The organism is Salinicola endophyticus (genome assembly GCF_040536835.1).
Taxonomy (GTDB): Bacteria; Pseudomonadota; Gammaproteobacteria; order Pseudomonadales; family Halomonadaceae; genus Salinicola; species Salinicola endophyticus_A.
In genome coordinates this window covers 441,736-460,111 of sequence record NZ_CP159578.1, presented here as the reverse complement: position 1 = coordinate 460,111, position 18,376 = coordinate 441,736, and the positions used below count along the sequence as shown (strand labels likewise).

Sequence of the window (18,376 nt, the reverse complement as noted above, 5' to 3'; positions counted from 1 at the left end):
ATCATGTGCCAGCCGCGCTCGCGCTGGCCGACACGCAGAGGATTCGACGACATGCTGGTGATTCCCGCCATCGATCTCAAGGACGGCCAATGCGTGCGTCTCAAGCAGGGCCGCATGGACGACGCCACCGCCTACGGTGACGATCCGGTGGCCATGGCCGCACGCTGGGTGGAAGCCGGTGCCCGCCGCCTGCACCTGGTCGACCTCAACGGCGCCTTCGAAGGCAAGCCGGTCAACGGTGAAGCGGTTACCGCCATCGCCCGTGCCTATCCGGACCTGCCTATCCAGATCGGCGGCGGTATCCGCAGTGCCGAGACCATCGAACACTACCTCGCCGCAGGCGTGAGCTACGTCATCATCGGCACCAAGGCGGTGAAGGAGCCGGCCTTCGTCGGCGAGATGTGCCGGCAATTCCCCGGCCACGTGATCGTCGGGCTCGATGCCCACGACGGTTTCGTCGCCACCGATGGCTGGGCCGAAGTCTCCGCGCTCAAGGCGGTCGATCTGGCCAAGCGTTTCGCCGACGACGGCGTGACCTCGATCGTCTACACCGACATCGCCCGCGACGGCATGATGCAGGGCGTCAACGTCGAGGCGACCGCTGCGCTGGCCCGCGACGGCGGCCTGCCGGTGATCGCCTCCGGCGGCGTCACCGATCTGGCGGATATCCGCGCCCTGGCCGAGGTCGCCGACGACGGCATCATCGGCGCCATCACTGGCCGCGCCATCTATGAGGGCTCCCTCGACGTGGCCCAGGCCCAGACGCTGAGCGACGAGATCCGTGGCGCTGCCCGGGGAGGCCGCGCGTGACTCTCGCCAAGCGCATCATCCCGTGTCTCGACGTCGATGCCGGCCGTGTGGTCAAGGGCGTCAACTTCGTCGGTATCCGTGACGCCGGCGATCCGGTGGAGATCGCCAAGCGCTACAACCAGCAGGGCGCGGACGAGATCACCTTCCTCGATATCACCGCCAGCCACGAGGATCGCGGCACCACGGTGGAGATGGTCGAGCGCATCGCCGGTGAGGTGTTCATCCCGCTCACCGTGGGCGGCGGCATCCGCCGCTGCGAAGACATTCGCACCATGCTCAACGCCGGGGCCGACAAGATCTCGATCAACACCGCCGCGGTGACCCACCCGGACTTCGTGCGCGAGGCAGCCGAGCGCTTCGGCAGCCAGTGCATCGTGGTGGCGATCGACGCCAAGCGGGTCAGCGCCGAGGGCGAACCGCCGCGCTGGGAGATCTTCACCCACGGCGGGCGCCGCCCCACCGGGCTGGATGCCGTCGAGTGGGCGCGCAAGATGGTCGACTACGGCGCCGGCGAACTGCTGCTGACCAGCATGGATCGCGATGGCACCAAGGTCGGTTTCGATCTCGGCGTCACCCGTGCGATCAGCGATGCCGTGGAGGTACCGGTGATCGCCTCCGGCGGTGTCGGCAACCTCGACCACCTGGTGGCCGGGGTTAAGGAGGGCGGCGCCGATGCGGTGCTCGCCGCCAGCATCTTCCACTTCGGTGAGTACACCATCCCCGACGCCAAACGCTACATGGCCGAGCACGGCATCGAAATGCGCCTCTGAGCGCGGCAAGATCTGCGCCGAAGCCGCAAGTGCGTAGTCACTAACAGCGGAGTGAAGAACAGCGCCGCGACCCGATCGGGTCGCGGCGCTTGCGTGGGTAAGGTGTGCTTCCGTGCGGTGTGCTTCAGTGCGGGCTCACAGCTTAGGGCAGATAGCGCGGGCGCAGGATGCCCTGGAGATCAGTGTAGGGGATGGTCAGCACTGGCTGGCCCACGGCGTAGGGCGCCAGATCATAGACCTGATACTTGACCGCCAGGGCGTCCTTCAGCGGCGCCACGTTCTCGGAGACGACGAACGGCCACTGCTCGGCGGAGAGCCCCTGAGCCTGATCCGTCTGCAGCCAGCGCTGATGGGCGCGCGCCAGCGCCGCCTCGTAGGCTACACGCTGGCCGGGCTCGAGCATCTCTGCCAGCGAGACCGGCTCGCGGGTGTCGCGGTCGATGACCAGATACTGCGTCAGCGGCAGGCCGTGGGCGCCGCCGCTGAACAGATAGCCGTCCAGCTCGATGACCAGCAGGTCGTCGTGGTCCGCGATCACCTTGGCATCGAGATCGGCGGCGTAGCCCGGCAGCTCCGGCACCTCGCGGCGCGCCTCCTTGGCGGCGGCGAAAACCTGATCGGCGAAGTCGTCGAACGAGGAGGCACGGCCGATCGCGCTACCGTTGGGATCGTCACTGAGACCGCTGGCCAGTGCGAACAGCCGCTTCTGCAGTAGCGCCGACAGCTCGGGCGACTCAGGGAAGCGCAGATAGTCGGCCTCGACTACGGCGCAGGCATCACCCTCGCACCCCGGTTCGTGAGCTGTCTTCGTGACCGCTTCGGTACGCAGCGGGTCCTGGCGCCAGCCGGAGAGACTCTGGCAACCGCTCAGCACCAAGGTAGCCAGCATGAGGGCGCCGAGCGCCACACGATGAGACATGCAGTTCCTCCTTGAACGTCTTGCCGCGCGTGCACGGCCGTCGTTGTCGCTTGTCGCAGGCGCGCTCCGCGCCAACGTTGGCTTGATATCTACTAATATAGCGCCTTTTCAAGTACGTTTCGCGCCGGTGCCCGCCCCGCTTCAGTCCAGGCTCAGACCCAGGTTGCTGATCCCCTGGTTACGCCCCAGCGTGCGCAGCTCGCGAAGTGCCTCGATGTTCGGGTCGGCCTCTACCGCTTCCAGCACCGCATCCTGGTAATCACGCTCGTCCTGCATCAGCTCGTGTTCGCGGAATAGCGCATTGAGACGCTCCGAATCCTCGCTGCCATCGACCATCTCGATATAGGCGCGCACGCCGTTGCGCGATACCTGGCTAACCTCCAGCACCGCTTCCGGCGCCTCGCTGCGCAGCGCGTCCAGCAGCGTGGTCAAGGCCATGATGCTCTCGGTGGCGCGCCGCGCGCCGAAGCTGTCGTCCGCTTCTGGCGGCTCTACCGCCGCCAGCTTCTCGGCCTGCTTGTCGAAGTCGATCTTGGCGCTCTTGACCTGTAGCCGCTCCCACACCAGATCGAGCACGTTGTAGAGCACGTTGGGGTCGCCCATGCGACTCATGCCGGCATAGAGGGTGTAGTTGGGCGTGAGACGCTCGCACAGCGCCGCCATGAAGGCGATACGCTGGCGCGGATTGAGCGCGCGCAGGCGCTGATTGAAACTGGCGGCGGGATGGGACATCGGAACTCCAGAGTGACAGCGGCGACGTATCGCGCGGTAAATAGTAGAAGCTAGATGGGTGAACCTAAACGAATGAACTGCCACGAAGCGGCGTAGCCGAGTGAACCTGAAGGCCGGCCGCGCTCACGTCGGGCGCGGCTAGTCCGGCCACAGCAGCCGCGCCGGCACGCGACCGGCGGCATCGAACACCACGCCCTCTTCACGCAGCAGGCGCTGCTGCTCACTGGCGCCGCCGTGATCAGCGACCCGCCGGGTGGCGTTGATCACCCGATGCCAGGGCAGCCCGTGACCGGCGGGGAGTTGGCGCATGGCGGTACCCACCAGACGCGCGGTGGCGCCCTCGGTCATCCCGGCAATGCGTCCATAGGTGGTCACGCGGCCGGTCGGAACCTGCGCCACCACGGTGTAGATCTGCTCCAGCAGCGCAGCGCGTATCGCCATGATCGATCGATCTTTTTCCGCTTGTGAAGGGCGTCTCACGCCCGCATCATGACCTTATCATGCATATTTACTTTCTCCAGCACAGCTCGCTTTTTGCCCCCGGCCGCCTGGCCGACTGGCTTCAAGGCATGGGCCACAGCCACAATCGCTGCCGGCTCGACGAGGGCGAACTGCCGCCGCCCTGGGATCACTTCGACGGTCTGATCCTGCTGGATGCCCTCGGCCCGCTCGACCCTCAACTGCTCAAGCGCGAGCGCAAGCTGCTGGATCGCGCGCTGAAGAGTGGCAAGCCGGTGCTGGGTATCGGCTTTGGCGCCGCCCTGATCGCCGAGGCGCTGGGCTCGATCGTCTCGCCGGCGGTCGAGCCCGAGCGCGGCTGGCGCACTCTGACCCTGGACCCGGCCAGCCCGCTGGACCTTCCCGAGACCTTCGAGGCGCTGCTGTGGCACGGCGATATCTTCGGCCTGCCTGATGACGCCTTGCCGCTGGGTCACACCGCCGCCGGGCCGGTACAGGGCTTCGTCTGGGATCGTGGCCGCGTGATCGCCATGCAGTGCCACCTGGAGCTGACCGCCAAAGACGCCCAGGCGCTCTGCGCCCAGGAAGGAGCGATGGCAGACTGCGGCGATCTCTTTGCCGACCCCAGGCGCTTCGACCGTCAGGCGGCGCTGTTGGATCGCCTCATGAGCCAATGGCTCGACTAGCCCCGGTGTCCCGCGCTCCAGGCCTGCGCCGCTTGCAGACACTCGTCCCAGCTGCCGACGATCAAGGTCTGGCGCTGCTGGCTCTCGAGCTGCTGGCGATACATGGGGTCGTAATACTCTTGCAGCAGCGGGGCCAGCCAGGCGTCGTGGGCCTGGGGCTCACCGGCGGCCCCGAAGGCACGCTGCTGGGCCTCAAGCAGGCGCCCCAGGCGCTCGCTGCCGAGCCGCTTGCCGAGCCGCTTGAGCGCGCCGGAGAGCTGCTTGCGAAACAGCGCCTCGCCCAGCAGCGGCCCGTAGTCGCGGTGGTAGAGCGCGCTCAAGTCTTCGATATAGTCCTTGCGAATCTGCTCCAGACGCCAGTCGAGGGGCATCTCCACGCGCACACAGGGGGCGTCTTTCATCGTCTGCCAGAAGGTCGCCGGAATCGCCAGCCGCCCGATCCGCTGGGATTCGTCCTCCACCACCCGCGCCTGCGGCCGGCGCCAGAGGTCGAGCGCCAGGCCATGTTCGAAATCGATCTGCGAGGGGCCGACCCGCGGATGCTGGCCAAAGGCGGAGCCCTTGTGGCGCGCCAACCCTTCGAGGTCGACCCCACTGTCGAGCGCGCCCACCAGCGCGGTCTTGGCGCACCCGGTGAGCCCGGCCACCAGCAGCAGCGGGCCGCTGCTCTGCTGCTCCAGCAGGCCGAGCAGGGCGTTACGCATCGCCTTCCAGCCGCCGCGAATCCGCGGTACCGGGCGTCCCCGCTCGCGCAGCCACTGTTGGCTGATCTTGGAGCGCATGCCGCCCCGAAAGCAGTAAATGATGCTCTCGGGCGCCGCGTCGAGCGCCGCCTCCCAGGCGGCCAGCCGCCGCTCGCGCAGATCGCCGGTCACCAGTTCGTTGCCCAGCGCCACCGCGGCTTCCTGCCCCGAGAGCTTGTAACGAATGCCGACCTCGCGGCGCTCGTCGTCATCCATCAGCGGCAGGTTGATGGCCCCGGGCAGCGCGCCGGCGGCGAACTCGATAGGGGCGCGGACATCGATCAGCGGCCGCTCGAGCAGCGCTAGATCGGCCTCGACGAATTCGCTGCCGCTCAACCCCGCACCTCGATCAGCCGAGCACCACCAGCGGGGCTGACGCACTCGCCGAAGGCTTCCAGCGCCAGCCGATGCTCGCGCCCGATGCGCTCGACATCGTCGGCCCAGGCGGGATCGACCGCCAGCAGCAGGCCGCCAGAGGTCTGCGGATCACATAGCCACTGCCAGTGCGCCTCGTCCATCTCGCCCAGGGCCGTGCCGATCGCTTCACGGTTGCGCCGCGTGCCGCCGGGTACCGCGCCCTGACGCCGATACGCCTCGGCCTCGGCCAGACGCGGCAGCTTGGCGAAGTCGATACGCGCCTCGACCCCGCTCGCCGCACACACTTCACTCAGATGCCCGGCCAGGCCGAAGCCGGTGACGTCGGTCATGGCGTGCACGCCCTCGACGCGGGCCAGTGCCGTGCCGATGGCATTGGCGGTGAGCATCGTCTCGCGCGCCAAGCCCTGGTGTCCGGGCTGCAACAGGCCCTGCTTTTCCGCCGTGGTCAGCATGCCCACCCCCAGCGGCTTGGTCAGATAGAGCAGATCACCGGGCTTGGCGCCGCTGTTGAGCTTGAGATGGGCGAGGTCAACCAGGCCGTTGACCGCCAGCCCGAAGATCGGCTCGGGGGCATCGATCGAGTGACCGCCGGCCAGCGCCATACCCAGCTCGCGACAGACCGCCTGGGCGCCGGCCACGACATCACCGGCCACCTCACCGGGCAGCTTGTCCAGCGGCCAGCCGAGAATGCCTAGCGCCATGATCGGCGAGCCGCCCATGGCGAAGACATCGCTGATGGCATTGGTCGCGGCGATACGTCCGAAGTCGAACGGATCGTCGACGATCGGCATGAAGAAATCGGTGGTGGAGATCAGCCCGCGGCCATCGCCGAGGTCGTAGACCGCCGCGTCTTCGCGCCCCTGGTTGCCCACGATCAGCTTGTCGCTGCTGGCCCCCGGCCCCGCCTTGGCGAGAATCCGATCGAGCACGTCGGGCGCGATCTTGCAGCCGCAGCCGGCGCCGTGGCTGTACTGGGTCAGACGGATGGCACTCATGGTCGCACTCCTCACGCGGTCCCGATGGTTGTTCAAGGTGCAGTGTAACCGACGGCAGCGGTGAACGATGCCCTCGCCGCCCCCGTGGGCAGCGCCGCAGGCGCGGATTCAGAGCGCTTCCAGCGCCTCCGAGAGTTTGTCCACTGCCACCACCTGCATGCCGGCAGGCGCCTGCCGCGGCGCATTGCCACGCGGCACGATGGCCCGCGTGAAGCCGTGCTTGGCGGCCTCGACGATACGCTCCTGGCCGCTCGGCACCGGGCGAATCTCACCGGAGAGCCCGACCTCGCCGAACACCACCAGCTCGCGCGGCAGCGGCCGGTTCTGCAGGCTGGAAACCACCGCCAGCAGCACTGCCAGATCGGCGCTGGTCTCCAGCACCTTGACCCCGCCGACGACGTTGAGAAAGACATCCTGATCGCCGGTGAACAGGCCGCCGTGCTTGTGCAGCACCGCGAGCAGCATCGCCAGACGGTTGTGATCGAGCCCCACCGCCACCCGGCGCGGGTTACCCAGCGCCGACTCGTCGAGCAGCGCCTGCACCTCGACCAGGATCGGCCGGGTGCCCTCCCACACCACCATCACCAGGCTGCCGGAGGCTTGCTCTTCACTGCGCGAGAGAAAGATCGCGCTGGGATTCTTGACCTCCTTGAGGCCCAGCTCGACCATCGCGAACACGCCCAGCTCGTTGACCGCGCCGAAGCGGTTCTTCTGCCCGCGCAGGGTGCGAAAGCGCGAGTCGCTCCCGCCCTCGAGCAGCAGCGAGGCGTCGATCATATGCTCCAGCACCTTGGGCCCGGCCAGGGTGCCATCCTTGGTCACGTGGCCCACCAGCAGCAGCACGGTGTTGCTCTGCTTGGCAAAGCGCGTCAGCGCTGCCGCGGATTCACGCACCTGCGCCACCCCACCCGGCGCCGACCCGATATCCTCCAGATGCATGGTCTGAATGGAGTCGATGATCAGCACTTCGGGGCGTTCACGCTCGACCACCGCGAGCAGCGTCTCGACGCTGGTCTCGGCGAGCATCTTGAGCCCCTGGGTGGGCAGCTGCAGCCGGTGGGCGCGCATCGCTACCTGCGACAGCGACTCTTCGCCGGTCACATAGAGTACCCGCTTGCTCTGGGCCAGGCGGCAGGCGGTCTGCAGCAGCAGCGTCGACTTGCCGGCGCCGGGATGCCCCCCGAGCAGTACCGCCGAGCCGGGCACCAGGCCACCGCCGAGGACACGGTCGAACTCTTCGAAGGTGGAGCTGAAACGCGGCACCTCGGTGAGATCGACGCCGGAGAGATCGACCACCTCCTTGGTCAATGCGCCGGCATAGCCGCCGCGCCCGGCGCCGCCCGAAGCCGCCGCGGCGCCGGGGCGTGCGCTGGTCAGCCGGATCTCGCTCAAGGTGTTCCATTCGCGGCAGTTGCTGCACTGCCCCTGCCACTTGCTGTACTCCGCACCGCACTCGGTACAGACAAAGGCACTCTTCGCTTTGGCCACGCGCGGGAATCTCCGTCATCGCGATGAAAATCGTCACGCCCATGGTGCCACAGCGGCCCCGGATCGCAGAGCCGAGGCGCCCCGCTCTGGAAGAACATCGGCATGATATCTGTCACCCGTGGGGGCGAGCGGACACAAAAAAGGCGGCCCGCAGGCCGCCTTGGCGATCGGTGCGAGTCGCTTACTGCTTGGTCAGGCGCAGCATCTGGCCGTTTTCGAATTGACGGCGCTGCGGGTCGATCAGCTCGAGGGTGTTGGGATCGATCTTCTGGAAGTAGTAGATCTGCCCCTCACCGTTGGGCGTCAGCTCGTAGACGGTGGCCTTGGGATCGGCGGCGGTCCCGGTCATCACGTCCCACTGGCCCTGATACTGCTCCGGCCCCGGGTTCTGCGGGTGGTTGATGTAGTCGGCTTCGAGCGTGAAGGTGCGCTCCGGCGCCGGCGACGACTCGCTGCCGCTGAGGTTGACGGTCAGGTCGATACCGTCGCAGCTACGGCAGGGCAGCGTGCCCTCGTAGGTCGTGGTGGTGGCGGAGGCGCCGGTGTCGGCCGCGCCAGACTGGGTCTGCGAGCCACCGCTGGCGCAACCTGCCAGCAAGGCTACCGTGGCGGCGCTGGCCAGCAACGTCCTGATCTGCATTTGGGTTCTCCTTACACTTCTGGGCCAAGCGGACCGCAGGGGCGGCCGCGTCACTACAGCGTGGTTGCTCTAATGTAGTCGCTACACCATAGCGGCTAGACGGCGATCACTAAAGTGTGGACGCCACCGCATCGCCGCTATCGGCGTATCGCCTAAGAATAGCGGCAAGCGCGCCGTGTGGCACCCCATCGGCACCACACGACCCCGCGTCAGTCGAGCGTGGGGTAATCGGTATAGCCCTCGGCGCCGCCCCCATAGAAGGTATTCGGATCAGGCTCGTTGAGCGCGGCATCGCGTCGGAAGCGCTCGACCAGATCCGGGTTGGCGATATAGGGCCGCCCATAGGCCGCGGCATCGCCCAGGCCGGCGTCGATCAGCGCCTCGCCACGCTCGGCGGTGTAGTGGCCGCAGTAGATCAGGGTGCCGCGGAAGCGCTCGCGCAGATCGCGGCGGAAAGCGTCACTCAACTGGGGGCCTTCGCCGGTCCAGTCCGGCTCGTTGATATGCAGATAAGCAATGCCCCGGCGGCCCAGCTCGTCGGCGAGGTAACGCATCATCGCCTCCGGCTCGTCGTCGGAGAGCCCGAAGATCTCGATGAACGGCGACAGCCGCACGCCGACACGCCCGGCGCCCAGCTCTGCGCTCACCGCATCGACCACCTCGAGCAGCAGTCGCGCGCGGTTGACCACGTTGCCGCCATAGCGGTCGCTGCGCTGGTTGCTGCCGGTGGCGAGGAACTGCTGCAGCAGATAGGCATTGGCGGCATGCACTTCGACCATGTCGAAACCGGCACGCTTGGCACGCTTGGCGGCTTGCCGATAATCCTCGATCAGCCCGGGGATCTCGTCGGTCTCCAGGGCTCGGGGCGTACTGGTCGGATGCTGGCCGGAGCTGCCATCGGCGAACTCGACGAAGCAGTTGGCACCCTCGGCGCGCAGTGCGCTCGGCGCCACCGGCTGCTGGCCTTCCGGCTGCACCATCTCGTGCGAGACGCGCCCCACGTGCCACAGCTGCAGGGCCATCTTGCCGCCCGCGCTGTGTACGGCCTCGACCACCTGGCGCCAGCCCGCCTCCTGGGCGTCGGTCCAGATACCCGGGGTGTAGACATAGCCACGCGCCGTGGGCGAGATATTGGTCGCCTCGCTGATGATCAAGCCGGCGCCGGCGCGCTGGGCGTAGTACTCCGCCTGCAGGCGGCCGGGAATGCTGTCCGGGGTGCGAGCGCGCGTCAGCGGCGCCATCAGCACCCGGTTGGCGAGTTCGATATCTCCGATCTGGAGCGGAGAGAGCAGTTTTTCGTAGGGCATGATGATCCTTATCACTCGATGCGAGTTCTCTAAGGAGATGAGGTCATTAGAGGACTAATCAACCCCTTGTGACGCCGCCGCCCCAGACTTGCGCCGTCCTGCGACAGCGGTCACTATGACAGGCGCCGCAGCGCCGAGTGCGCCAACGCTGGGTGCCCCGGCCCCGGAACCGCTCCACCCCCCTATCGCCAACCGCTTCCCGACACCGCCCAGACCCATCGCGAGAAATCATGAGCCAACTCTGGAGTCCTGCCGTCCGCGCCCTGACGCCCTACGTACCCGGCGAGCAGCCGCGTGAGAAACTGGTCAAGCTCAATACCAACGAAAATCCCTATCCGCCGTCGCCTGCGGTGGCCCAGGTGCTTCGCGATATCGACACCGAGCAACTGCGCCGCTATCCCGACCCCGACTCCCGCGCACTGCGCGAAGCGCTGGCCGAGGTTCATGGTGTGGCACCGGAACAGGTGTTCGTCGGCAACGGTTCGGACGAAGTGCTCGCGTTCGCCTTCCAGGCTTTCTTCTGCCAACCCCAGCCGCTGCTGATGCCGGCGATCAGCTACAGCTTCTATCCGGTCTACTGCAAGCTCTATGACATCGCCTATCGCACCGTGGCGCTGGATGACCGCTGGGAGATCGCCCTCGACGCCTTCGACGGCGACAACGGCGGCGTGGTCTTCGCCAACCCCAACGCCCCCACGGGGCATGGCCATCCGCGTGCCGAGATCGCGCGGCTGCTATCGCGTATTCAGGACAGCGTGGTGCTGGTCGACGAAGCCTACGTCGACTTCGGCGGCGAGAGCGCGGTGCCGCTGGTCGCGAATCACCCCAACCTGCTGGTCACCGGCACGCTCTCCAAGTCACGCAGCCTGGCAGGGTTGCGGCTGGGCTATGCGATCGGCTCACAGGAACTGATCGAGGGGCTGGAGCGGGTCAAGAACTCATTCAACTCCTATCCGGTCGACATGCTCGCCAGCGCGGTAGCGATCGCGGCGCTGAACGACCGTGAATACTTTAAGCGTTGCTGCCAGCAGGTAATGGCCACCCGCGAAGAGACACGTCGCTCACTGGTCGAGCTCGGCTTCGAGGTGCTGCCGTCGCAGACCAACTTCCTGTTCACCCGGCACCCGCGCTTCAATGGCGAGACGCTGTTTGCCGGGCTGCGTGAACGCGGGATTCTGGTACGTCACTTCAATCGCGATGGCCTCAGCGATTTCCTGCGCATCTCCATCGGTACCGATGAAGAGATGCGAGGGCTGATCGGCGCGCTCGAAGCGCTGATCTAGGGGACGCTTTCACCACGGCACAGGCTTGCCTGCCCAATCCCAGAAGGTGCCGCTCTCCTCGGGGCGGCGCTCACTGATCACCGTCAGCAGGCGCTCGGCGACGTACTCGGGGCTGAACAGCTTGCCCTCGGGCACGCGCCGTTGGAACGGTTGAGAGAGCGCGGTATCCGTCGTGCCCGGATGCAGGCAGAGCACGATCGCCCGCTTGTTGTAGCGCGCCAGCTCGATGGCCGCCGTCCGCAGCAGCATGTTGTGTGCCGCCTTGCTCGCCCGATAGCCGTACCAGCCGCCGAAGCCGTTGTCCTCGATCGAACCGACCCGCGCCGACAGACTCGCCACCAGCGTCGGATGTTGCCCCTTCAGTGACCCCAGCACAGCCTTGAGCAGCAGCGCCGGGGTGATCGCATTGACATGGAACAGCGTCGCCAGGGTATCGGCATCGAGCTCCTCGAGCCGCTTCTCCGGCGCAATGTCGCGCGCCGCGTCGTGCAGCATGCCCAGAGTATTGAACAGCAGATGCAGCGGCGCCCCGTCGAGTCGCTCGCCCAGACGCACCAGGCCCGCTTCCTGAGTGAGATCGGCTTCCAGTGTCTCGACCCGATCGTCACCGAAGGCCAGCGGCTGACGTGATACTGCCACGATGCGCCCCACCTGCGATGTTTCCAGCAGGCAGCGCACGACGGCCTGACCGATCCCACCACCGGCCCCGGTTACCACAGCAGTAAAATCGTCGGGTAATCGCTCCAGCATACCGCCCTCTCCCGTCATGATCGCTGGCTAGGCACTAAAGCCTTCCCGTCTCGACAGACTAGTTCAGCAGCAGGCCTGGCGCGCTCTACACCCACACACAAAAAGCCCCGGCGCGGGGGCGGGCCGGGGAAGTGGAGGTGTGAGGTCTGGCGCTCGCGGCTCCGGATGTTTTGAGAGAAGCGCCTCCTGAGAGTGGCGTCTTCTGTCCGTGGCGCCTTGTTTACGAGATGTCTGCTGGGAAAGGCACGAGCGCGACTCGTGCCGGGGCTCAGCGGTGCTCAGTCGAGGCTGGCGAAGCTCACCTCGACGCTGCCCTGATGACCAGCGTTGACGTTCTGCAGCGCCTGGGCGGCGGCGACGCTGTGCCCCTGGCCGACCAGGTCGGCGTCACCGGCGCGCAGATGGGTGCCGCGCTGGGTCTGCTCGGCGACCTGAACCAGCGCCTGATTGGCCGCGGTGCTATGACCACCGCTGACCGTATCGACGCTGTAGCGGGTCGGCAGCGCCTGGTAGTCGCTGACCACCTGGGTATTCAGCGGCTGGTGCAGCGAAGCGAAGGCAGCGTTCTCGGCGGCGCTGTTGGCCTGGGCCACGGCCGGCAGGGCGACGATCAGAGCGATGGCGGTAAGAAGACGAGTTTTCATGGTGAACCTCCAGTGACTGTCGGGTCTATCGATTCGAGGGTTGGGTCTTGGCCTCAACCGTTGATGACAGTATGGGGGCGTCACTGTTAGCGGGCTAATCGAATGCGCCGAAGGCGACTATCACGTGCATCGATGTATCAACGTCTCGATGCGTCATGCCAGACGAGGCAGAGACGGAGCACAGGCAGGACACCGGCCAACTATCCACAGGCGGTCACTGCGGACTCTCGATAAAGGGGGTGGGGATAAGTTAAGGGCAGCATGCCTGAGCCGCGTAGCGGGGAAAGGTTTCGAAGGACTCAGGTCCCAGAAACGAGTGAACCCCAGCCTCTGTCGAGACTGGGGTTCGGTGTAGGTGCCTGACGATGACCTACTCTCACATGGGGAGACCCCACACTACCATCGGCGCTAAGCGGTTTCACTTCTGAGTTCGGCATGGAATCAGGTGGTTCCCACTCGCTATGGTCGTCAGGCAAAACTGACGTCGACATGAACCTGTGACACGCTTTCACGCACCGGCTTCACATCGACCAATCTGGATCATGCTGATGATACGTCTCTTGCCTATCCGGCCATTGTCGCGATGTGATCGCCCGACCCAGACCCCTTGGGGTTATATGGTCAAGCCTCACGGGGCATTAGTACACGTTAGCTCAACGCCTTGCAGCGCTTCCACACCGTGCCTATCAACCAGCTCGTCTTGCTGGACCCTTTAGGAGACTCGAAGTCTCAGGGAGATCTCATCTTGAAGGGGGCTTCCCGCTTAGATGCCTTCAGCGGTTATCCCGTCCGCACATAGCTACCCGGCAGTGCCACTGGCGTGACAACCGGAACACCAGAGGTGCGTCCACTCCGGTCCTCTCGTACTAGGAGCAGCGCTTCTCAAATCTCCAACGCCCACGGCAGATAGGGACCGAACTGTCTCACGACGTTCTAAACCCAGCTCGCGTACCACTTTAAATGGCGAACAGCCATACCCTTGGGACCGACTTCAGCCCCAGGATGTGATGAGCCGACATCGAGGTGCCAAACACCGCCGTCGATGTGAACTCTTGGGCGGTATCAGCCTGTTATCCCCGGAGTACCTTTTATCCGTTGAGCGATGGCCCTTCCATACAGAACCACCGGATCACTAGAACCTACTTTCGTACCTGCTCGACGTGTCTGTCTCGCAGTTAAGCACCCTTATGCTCTTGCACTCAATGCACGATTTCCAACCGTGCTGAGGGTACCTTCGTGCTCCTCCGTTACTCTTTCGGAGGAGACCGCCCCAGTCAAACTACCCACCACACACTGTCCTTACACCGGATCACGGTGCGAAGTTAGAACGCCAATGATGCCAGGCTGGTATTTCAAGGTTGGCTCCACCGCAACTGGCGTCACGGTTTCCAAGCCTCCCAGCTATCCTACACAAGCAACATCAGCGTCCAGTGTGAAGCTATAGTAAAGGTTCACGGGGTCTTTCCGTCTAGCCGCGGGTACACAGCATCTTCACTGCGATTTCAATTTCACTGAGTCTCGGGTGGAGACAGCGTGGCCATCATTACGCCATTCGTGCAGGTCGGAACTTACCCGACAAGGAATTTCGCTACCTTAGGACCGTTATAGTTACGGCCGCCGTTTACCGGGGCTTCGATCAGGAGCTTCGCTTGCGCTAACACCATCAATTAACCTTCCGGCACCGGGCAGGCGTCACACCCTATACGTCCGCTTACGCGTTAGCAGAGTGCTGTGTTTTTAATAAACAGTTGCAGCCACCTGGTATCTTCGACCGGTTCGCGCTAGGAGAGCGAGTCTCTTCACGCTACGCCGGCGCACCTTCTCCCGAAGTTACGGTGCCATTTTGCCTAGTTCCTTCACCCGAGTTCTCTCAAGCGCCTTGGGATTCTCACCCTGACCACCTGTGTCGGTTTGGGGTACGGTCGCATGTGATCTGAAGCTTAGAGGCTTTTCCTGGAAGCGTGGCATCGATGACTTCCGGACCGTAGTCCGTTCGTCTCGTCTCTCGGCCTTGAGAGCCCGGATTTGCCTAAGCTCTCAGCCTACTGACTTTCACCAGGACAACCAACGCCTGGCTCACCTAGCCTTCTTCGTCCCCCCATCGCAATCACATCCGGTACGGGAATATTGACCCGTTTCCCATCGACTACGCTTTTCAGCCTCGCCTTAGGGGCCGACTCACTCTGCTCCGATTGACGTAGAACAGAAACCCTTGGTCTTCCGGCGGGGGAGGTTTTCACTCCCCTTGTCGTTACTCATGTCAGCATTCGCACTCGTGATACCTCCAGCATGCTTCTCAACACACCTTCGCAGGCTTACACGACGCTCCTCTACCGCTCATCCTGAGGATGAACCCGTAGCTTCGGCATCTGGTTTGAGCCCCGTTACATCTTCCGCGCAGGCCGACTCGACTAGTGAGCTATTACGCTTTCTTTAAAGGATGGCTGCTTCTAAGCCAACCTCCTAGCTGTCTATGCCTTCCCACATCGTTTCCCACTTAACCAGAATTTGGGGGCCTTAGCTGACGGTCTGGGTTGTTTCCCTTTTCACGACGGACGTTAGCACCCGCCGTGTGTCTCCCACGCTCTACTCACCGGTATTCGGAGTTTGCCTCGGGTTGGTAACCCGGGATGGGCCCCTAGCCGAAACAGTGCTCTACCCCCGGCGGTAATACGTGAGGCGCTACCTAAATAGCTTTCGAGGAGAACCAGCTATCTCCGAGCTTGATTAGCCTTTCACTCCGATCCACAGCTCATCCGAATCTTTTTCAACAGATCCCGGTTCGGGCCTCCAGTCAGTGTTACCTGACCTTCACCCTGGCCATGGATAGATCGCCCGGTTTCGGGTCTATATCCAGCGACTGGTCGCCCAGTTAAGACTCGATTTCTCTACGCCTCCCCTATACGGTTAAGCTCGCCACTGAATATAAGTCGCTGACCCATTATACAAAAGGTACGCGGTCACAGAACGTGTCTGCTCCCACTGCTTGTACGCACACGGTTTCAGGATCTATTTCACTCCCCTCTCCGGGGTTCTTTTCGCCTTTCCCTCACGGTACTGGTTCACTATCGGTCAGCCAGGAGTATTTAGCCTTGGAGGATGGTCCCCCCATGTTCAGTCAAGGTTTCACGTGCCCCGACCTACTCGATTTCACAGGATCAGGTTTTCGACTACGGGGCTATCACCCGCTATGGCCGGACTTTCCAGACCGTTCGTCTAACCAGTCACCTGCTTAAGGGCTACTCCCCGTTCGCTCGCCGCTACTGGGGGAATCTCGGTTGATTTCTTTTCCTCGGGGTACTTAGATGTTTCAGTTCCCCCGGTTCGCTTCCCAACACCTATGGATTCAGTGTGGGATACCCAGCTTATGCTGGGTGGGTTTCCCCATTCGGACATGCCCGGGTCACAGGTTGTTTGCCACCTCACCGAGCCTTTTCGCAGGCTACAACGTCCTTCATCGCCTCTGGCTGCCAAGGCATCCACCGTGTGCGCTTAATCGCTTGACCATATAACCCGAAGGAGTCTGGTCGCGCGATCACAACGACAATTGCCGGATACGCTTGAGACGTATCACTTTTCGTTCCTCTCTTGCGAGAAGAACTGTCAGCATGATCCACATTGTTAAAGAGCGTTTAGAGCAGAAGCTCTAAGCGATCGACTCGGTCGCAGTGTTAGCGACGAAGCGGATGGCTTAGAACTTGGTGACTGTGTGGCGTGTGCCAACGGGGAAAGATTTGGTGGAGCCAAGCGGGATCGAACCGCTGACCTCCTGCGTGCAAGGCAGGCGCTCTCCCAGCTGAGCTATGGCCCCAGATAATCCAGTTATCTGGATAATTTTCGTCATGACAAGGCGCTTTTTGCCGACGTGTAACCTGCTACACGAGGTGAAAAGCAACACGGTATCTGGCGAAATTCGTGGGTCTGGGCCGATTCGAAAAACCCCGCGACCTCACCCTCTCTTTCGACACCCCGGGGGTGCGCTCTAACCAACTGAGCTCGAGATGGTGGGTCTGGGCCGATTTGAACGGCCGACCTCACCCTTATCAGGGGTGCGCTCTAACCAACTGAGCTACAGACCCGTTGGTCACTGGGCGGCTTTCGAGAGCCTTTCCACAGTCTTTGCTCTTGGTCGATCAGGTAATTGATTGTGAGCGTTTATCTCGCGATCCGCTAATCGTTTAAGGAGGTGATCCAGCCGCAGGTTCCCCTACGGCTACCTTGTTACGACTTCACCCCAGTCATGAACCACACCGTGGTGATCGCTCCCCCGAAGGTTAAGCTAACCACTTCTGGTGCAGTCCACTCCCATGGTGTGACGGGCGGTGTGTACAAGGCCCGGGAACGTATTCACCGTGACATTCTGATTCACGATTACTAGCGATTCCGACTTCACGGAGTCGAGTTGCAGACTCCGATCCGGACTGAGGCCGGCTTTCTGGGATTCGCTCCACCTCGCGGTCTCGCAACCCTTTGTACCGGCCATTGTAGCACGTGTGTAGCCCTACCCGTAAGGGCCATGATGACTTGACGTCGTCCCCACCTTCCTCCGGTTTGTCACCGGCAGTCTCCCTAGAGTTCCCGACCGAATCGCTGGCAAATAGGGACAAGGGTTGCGCTCGTTACGGGACTTAACCCAACATTTCACAACACGAGCTGACGACAGCCATGCAGCACCTGTCTCAGAGTTCCCGAAGGCACCAAGGCATCTCTGCCAAGTTCTCTGGATGTCAAGGGTAGGTAAGGTTCTTCGCGTTGCATCGAATTAAACCACATGCTCCACCGCTTGTGCGGGCCCCCGTCAATTCATTTGAGTTTTAACCTTGCGGCCGTACTCCCCAGGCGGTCGACTTATCGCGTTAACTGCGCCACTAAGTCCTTAAAGGTCCCAACGGCTAGTCGACATCGTTTACGGCGTGGACTACCAGGGTATCTAATCCTGTTTGCTACCCACGCTTTCGCACCTCAGTGTCAGTGTCAGGCCAGAAGGCCGCCTTCGCCACTGGTATTCCTCCCGATCTCTACGCATTTCACCGCTACACCGGGAATTCTACCTTCCTCTCCTGCACTCTAGTCTGGCCGTTCCGGATGCCGTTCCCAGGTTGAGCCCGGGGCTTTCACAACCGGCGTGCCAAACCACCTACGCGCGCTTTACGCCCAGTAATTCCGATTAACGCTCGCACCCTCCGTATTACCGCGGCTGCTGGCACGGAGTTAGCCGGTGCTTCTTCTGCGAGTGATGTCCTTCTTGACGGGTATTAGCCGTCAAGCCTTCTTCCTCGCTGAAAGTGCTTTACAACCCGAGGGCCTTCTTCACACACGCGGCATGGCTGGATCAGGCTTGCGCCCATTGTCCAATATTCCCCACTGCTGCCTCCCGTAGGAGTCTGGGCCGTGTCTCAGTCCCAGTGTGGCTGATCATCCTCTCAGACCAGCTACGGATCGTCGCCTTGGTGAGCCATTACCTCACCAACCAGCTAATCCGACATAGGCTCATCCGATAGCGCAAGGTCCGAAGAGCCCCTGCTTTCTCCCGTAGGACGTATGCGGTATTAGCCTGGGTTTCCCCAGGTTATCCCCCACTACCGGGCAGATTCCTATGCATTACTCACCCGTCCGCCGCTCGCCACCAGGGAGCAAGCTCCCCGTGCTGCCGCTCGACTTGCATGTGTTAGGCCTGCCGCCAGCGTTCAATCTGAGCCATGATCAAACTCTTCAGTTAAAAGTCTGATAGTCCTTACCTCTTCTCTGCCCGAAGACAGAAGAAGCGAAGCG

Annotated in this window: 14 protein-coding genes, 2 tRNA genes and 3 rRNA genes; 4 read left to right on the top strand and 15 right to left on the bottom strand. The window is 63.4% G+C overall.

The features are described from left to right. The first annotated feature begins 51 nt into the window (after positions 1 to 51). Both hisA and hisF read left to right on the top strand, forming a co-directional pair. Positions 52 to 810, top strand: coding sequence for a 1-(5-phosphoribosyl)-5-[(5-phosphoribosylamino)methylideneamino]imidazole-4-carboxamide isomerase (gene hisA / locus ABV408_RS02165; RefSeq protein ID WP_353980848.1), 759 nt, complete (start codon positions 52 to 54; stop codon positions 808 to 810). Next, positions 807 to 1,580, top strand: coding sequence for an imidazole glycerol phosphate synthase subunit HisF (gene hisF, locus ABV408_RS02160; protein ID WP_106418753.1), 774 nt, complete (start codon positions 807 to 809; stop codon positions 1,578 to 1,580). The genes hisA and hisF overlap by 4 nt, the downstream gene beginning before the upstream one ends. A 142-nt stretch (positions 1,581 to 1,722) precedes the next feature. On the opposite strand, the gene ABV408_RS02155 is transcribed toward hisF, so the two are convergent. The 3 genes from ABV408_RS02155 to ABV408_RS02145 form a co-directional block, all read right to left on the bottom strand. Further along, entirely contained in the window at positions 1,723 to 2,499 is a 777-nt protein-coding gene (locus tag ABV408_RS02155) for a DUF3298 domain-containing protein (RefSeq protein WP_353980847.1), read from the bottom strand. Between the two features lie 141 nt (positions 2,500 to 2,640). Beyond that, entirely contained in the window at positions 2,641 to 3,231 is a 591-nt protein-coding gene (locus ABV408_RS02150; protein WP_353980846.1) for a YjaG family protein, read from the bottom strand. A gap of 138 nt (positions 3,232 to 3,369) precedes the next feature. Then, positions 3,370 to 3,672: an MGMT family protein gene (locus tag ABV408_RS02145; RefSeq protein WP_353980845.1), complete on the bottom strand. Its 303-nt coding sequence runs from the start codon at positions 3,670 to 3,672 to the stop codon at positions 3,370 to 3,372. 59 nt (positions 3,673 to 3,731) lie between these two features. Here ABV408_RS02145 and ABV408_RS02140 point away from each other — a divergent pair, with 59 nt between their 5' ends. Beyond that, complete coding sequence (locus ABV408_RS02140; RefSeq protein ID WP_353980844.1) at positions 3,732 to 4,376, top strand: type 1 glutamine amidotransferase; 645 nt, start codon at positions 3,732 to 3,734, stop codon at positions 4,374 to 4,376. Here the strand turns inward: ABV408_RS02140 and mnmH are convergent. The 5 genes from mnmH to ABV408_RS02115 form a co-directional block, all read right to left on the bottom strand. Beyond that, on the bottom strand, positions 4,373 to 5,455 hold the full coding sequence (gene mnmH, locus ABV408_RS02135; RefSeq protein ID WP_353980843.1) for a tRNA 2-selenouridine(34) synthase MnmH: 1,083 nt from the start codon (positions 5,453 to 5,455) through the stop codon (positions 4,373 to 4,375). The two genes, ABV408_RS02140 and mnmH, sit on opposite strands and share 4 nt — an antisense overlap. Then, on the bottom strand, positions 5,452 to 6,492 hold the full coding sequence (gene selD, locus ABV408_RS02130; RefSeq protein WP_353980842.1) for a selenide, water dikinase SelD: 1,041 nt from the start codon (positions 6,490 to 6,492) through the stop codon (positions 5,452 to 5,454). Before selD ends, mnmH begins: the two co-directional genes overlap by 4 nt. 108 nt (positions 6,493 to 6,600) lie before the next feature. Continuing rightward, positions 6,601 to 7,980 carry a DNA repair protein RadA gene (radA, locus tag ABV408_RS02125; protein ID WP_353980841.1) on the bottom strand — a complete coding sequence of 460 codons (1,380 nt, stop codon included), beginning with the start codon at positions 7,978 to 7,980 and terminating at the stop codon, positions 6,601 to 6,603. A 181-nt stretch (positions 7,981 to 8,161) separates the two neighbouring features. Then, on the bottom strand, positions 8,162 to 8,620 hold the full coding sequence (locus ABV408_RS02120; protein WP_353980840.1) for a copper resistance protein NlpE N-terminal domain-containing protein: 459 nt from the start codon (positions 8,618 to 8,620) through the stop codon (positions 8,162 to 8,164). A gap of 209 nt (positions 8,621 to 8,829) precedes the next feature. Further along, positions 8,830 to 9,927: an alkene reductase gene (locus tag ABV408_RS02115; protein WP_353980839.1), complete on the bottom strand. Its 1,098-nt coding sequence runs from the start codon at positions 9,925 to 9,927 to the stop codon at positions 8,830 to 8,832. 230 nt (positions 9,928 to 10,157) lie between these two features. Here ABV408_RS02115 and hisC point away from each other — a divergent pair, with 230 nt between their 5' ends. Continuing rightward, the gene (hisC, locus tag ABV408_RS02110) at positions 10,158 to 11,210 is read left to right on the top strand and encodes a histidinol-phosphate transaminase (RefSeq protein WP_353980838.1); all 1,053 of its coding nucleotides are present in this window, start codon (positions 10,158 to 10,160) and stop codon (positions 11,208 to 11,210) included. Positions 11,211 to 11,219: 9 nt separating this feature from the next. On the opposite strand, the gene ABV408_RS02105 is transcribed toward hisC, so the two are convergent. The 7 genes from ABV408_RS02105 to ABV408_RS02075 form a co-directional block, all read right to left on the bottom strand. Then, complete coding sequence (locus tag ABV408_RS02105; RefSeq protein ID WP_353980837.1) at positions 11,220 to 11,960, bottom strand: SDR family NAD(P)-dependent oxidoreductase; 741 nt, start codon at positions 11,958 to 11,960, stop codon at positions 11,220 to 11,222. A gap of 278 nt (positions 11,961 to 12,238) precedes the next feature. Beyond that, positions 12,239 to 12,604, bottom strand: a complete 366-nt coding sequence (locus ABV408_RS02100; protein WP_353980836.1) for a hypothetical protein — start codon at positions 12,602 to 12,604, stop codon at positions 12,239 to 12,241. Between the two features lie 357 nt (positions 12,605 to 12,961). Beyond that, a 5S ribosomal RNA gene (gene rrf / locus ABV408_RS02095) occupies positions 12,962 to 13,077 on the bottom strand. Positions 13,078 to 13,221: 144 nt separating this feature from the next. Continuing rightward, positions 13,222 to 16,110 (bottom strand): 23S ribosomal RNA (locus ABV408_RS02090). Positions 16,111 to 16,339: 229 nt separating this feature from the next. After that, positions 16,340 to 16,415, bottom strand: a tRNA-Ala gene (locus ABV408_RS02085). A 191-nt stretch (positions 16,416 to 16,606) separates the two neighbouring features. Continuing rightward, positions 16,607 to 16,683: transfer RNA gene (locus ABV408_RS02080), tRNA-Ile, on the bottom strand. Positions 16,684 to 16,783: 100 nt separating this feature from the next. Next, positions 16,784 to 18,323: ribosomal RNA gene (locus tag ABV408_RS02075) — 16S ribosomal RNA — on the bottom strand. Together the 16S, 23S and 5S rRNA genes with 2 tRNA genes alongside form the textbook arrangement of a ribosomal RNA operon. Between the last annotated feature and the right edge of the window lie 53 nt (positions 18,324 to 18,376).

What these genes read in the sequence shown, in the direction of transcription:
- ABV408_RS02145 (WP_353980845.1), bottom strand. Translation starts at nt 3,672, where the DNA reads ATGGCGATACGCGCTGCGCTGCTGGAGCAGATCTACACCGTGGTGGCG.
- ABV408_RS02150 (WP_353980846.1), bottom strand. Translation starts at nt 3,231, where the DNA reads ATGTCCCATCCCGCCGCCAGTTTCAATCAGCGCCTGCGCGCGCTCAAT.
- ABV408_RS02105 (WP_353980837.1), bottom strand. Translation starts at nt 11,960, where the DNA reads ATGCTGGAGCGATTACCCGACGATTTTACTGCTGTGGTAACCGGGGCC.
- hisA (WP_353980848.1), top strand. Translation starts at nt 52, where the DNA reads ATGCTGGTGATTCCCGCCATCGATCTCAAGGACGGCCAATGCGTGCGT.
- ABV408_RS02155 (WP_353980847.1), bottom strand. Translation starts at nt 2,499, where the DNA reads ATGTCTCATCGTGTGGCGCTCGGCGCCCTCATGCTGGCTACCTTGGTG.
- ABV408_RS02100 (WP_353980836.1), bottom strand. Translation starts at nt 12,604, where the DNA reads ATGAAAACTCGTCTTCTTACCGCCATCGCTCTGATCGTCGCCCTGCCG.
- ABV408_RS02140 (WP_353980844.1), top strand. Translation starts at nt 3,732, where the DNA reads ATGCATATTTACTTTCTCCAGCACAGCTCGCTTTTTGCCCCCGGCCGC.
- hisC (WP_353980838.1), top strand. Translation starts at nt 10,158, where the DNA reads ATGAGCCAACTCTGGAGTCCTGCCGTCCGCGCCCTGACGCCCTACGTA.
- ABV408_RS02115 (WP_353980839.1), bottom strand. Translation starts at nt 9,927, where the DNA reads ATGCCCTACGAAAAACTGCTCTCTCCGCTCCAGATCGGAGATATCGAA.
- ABV408_RS02120 (WP_353980840.1), bottom strand. Translation starts at nt 8,620, where the DNA reads ATGCAGATCAGGACGTTGCTGGCCAGCGCCGCCACGGTAGCCTTGCTG.
- selD (WP_353980842.1), bottom strand. Translation starts at nt 6,492, where the DNA reads ATGAGTGCCATCCGTCTGACCCAGTACAGCCACGGCGCCGGCTGCGGC.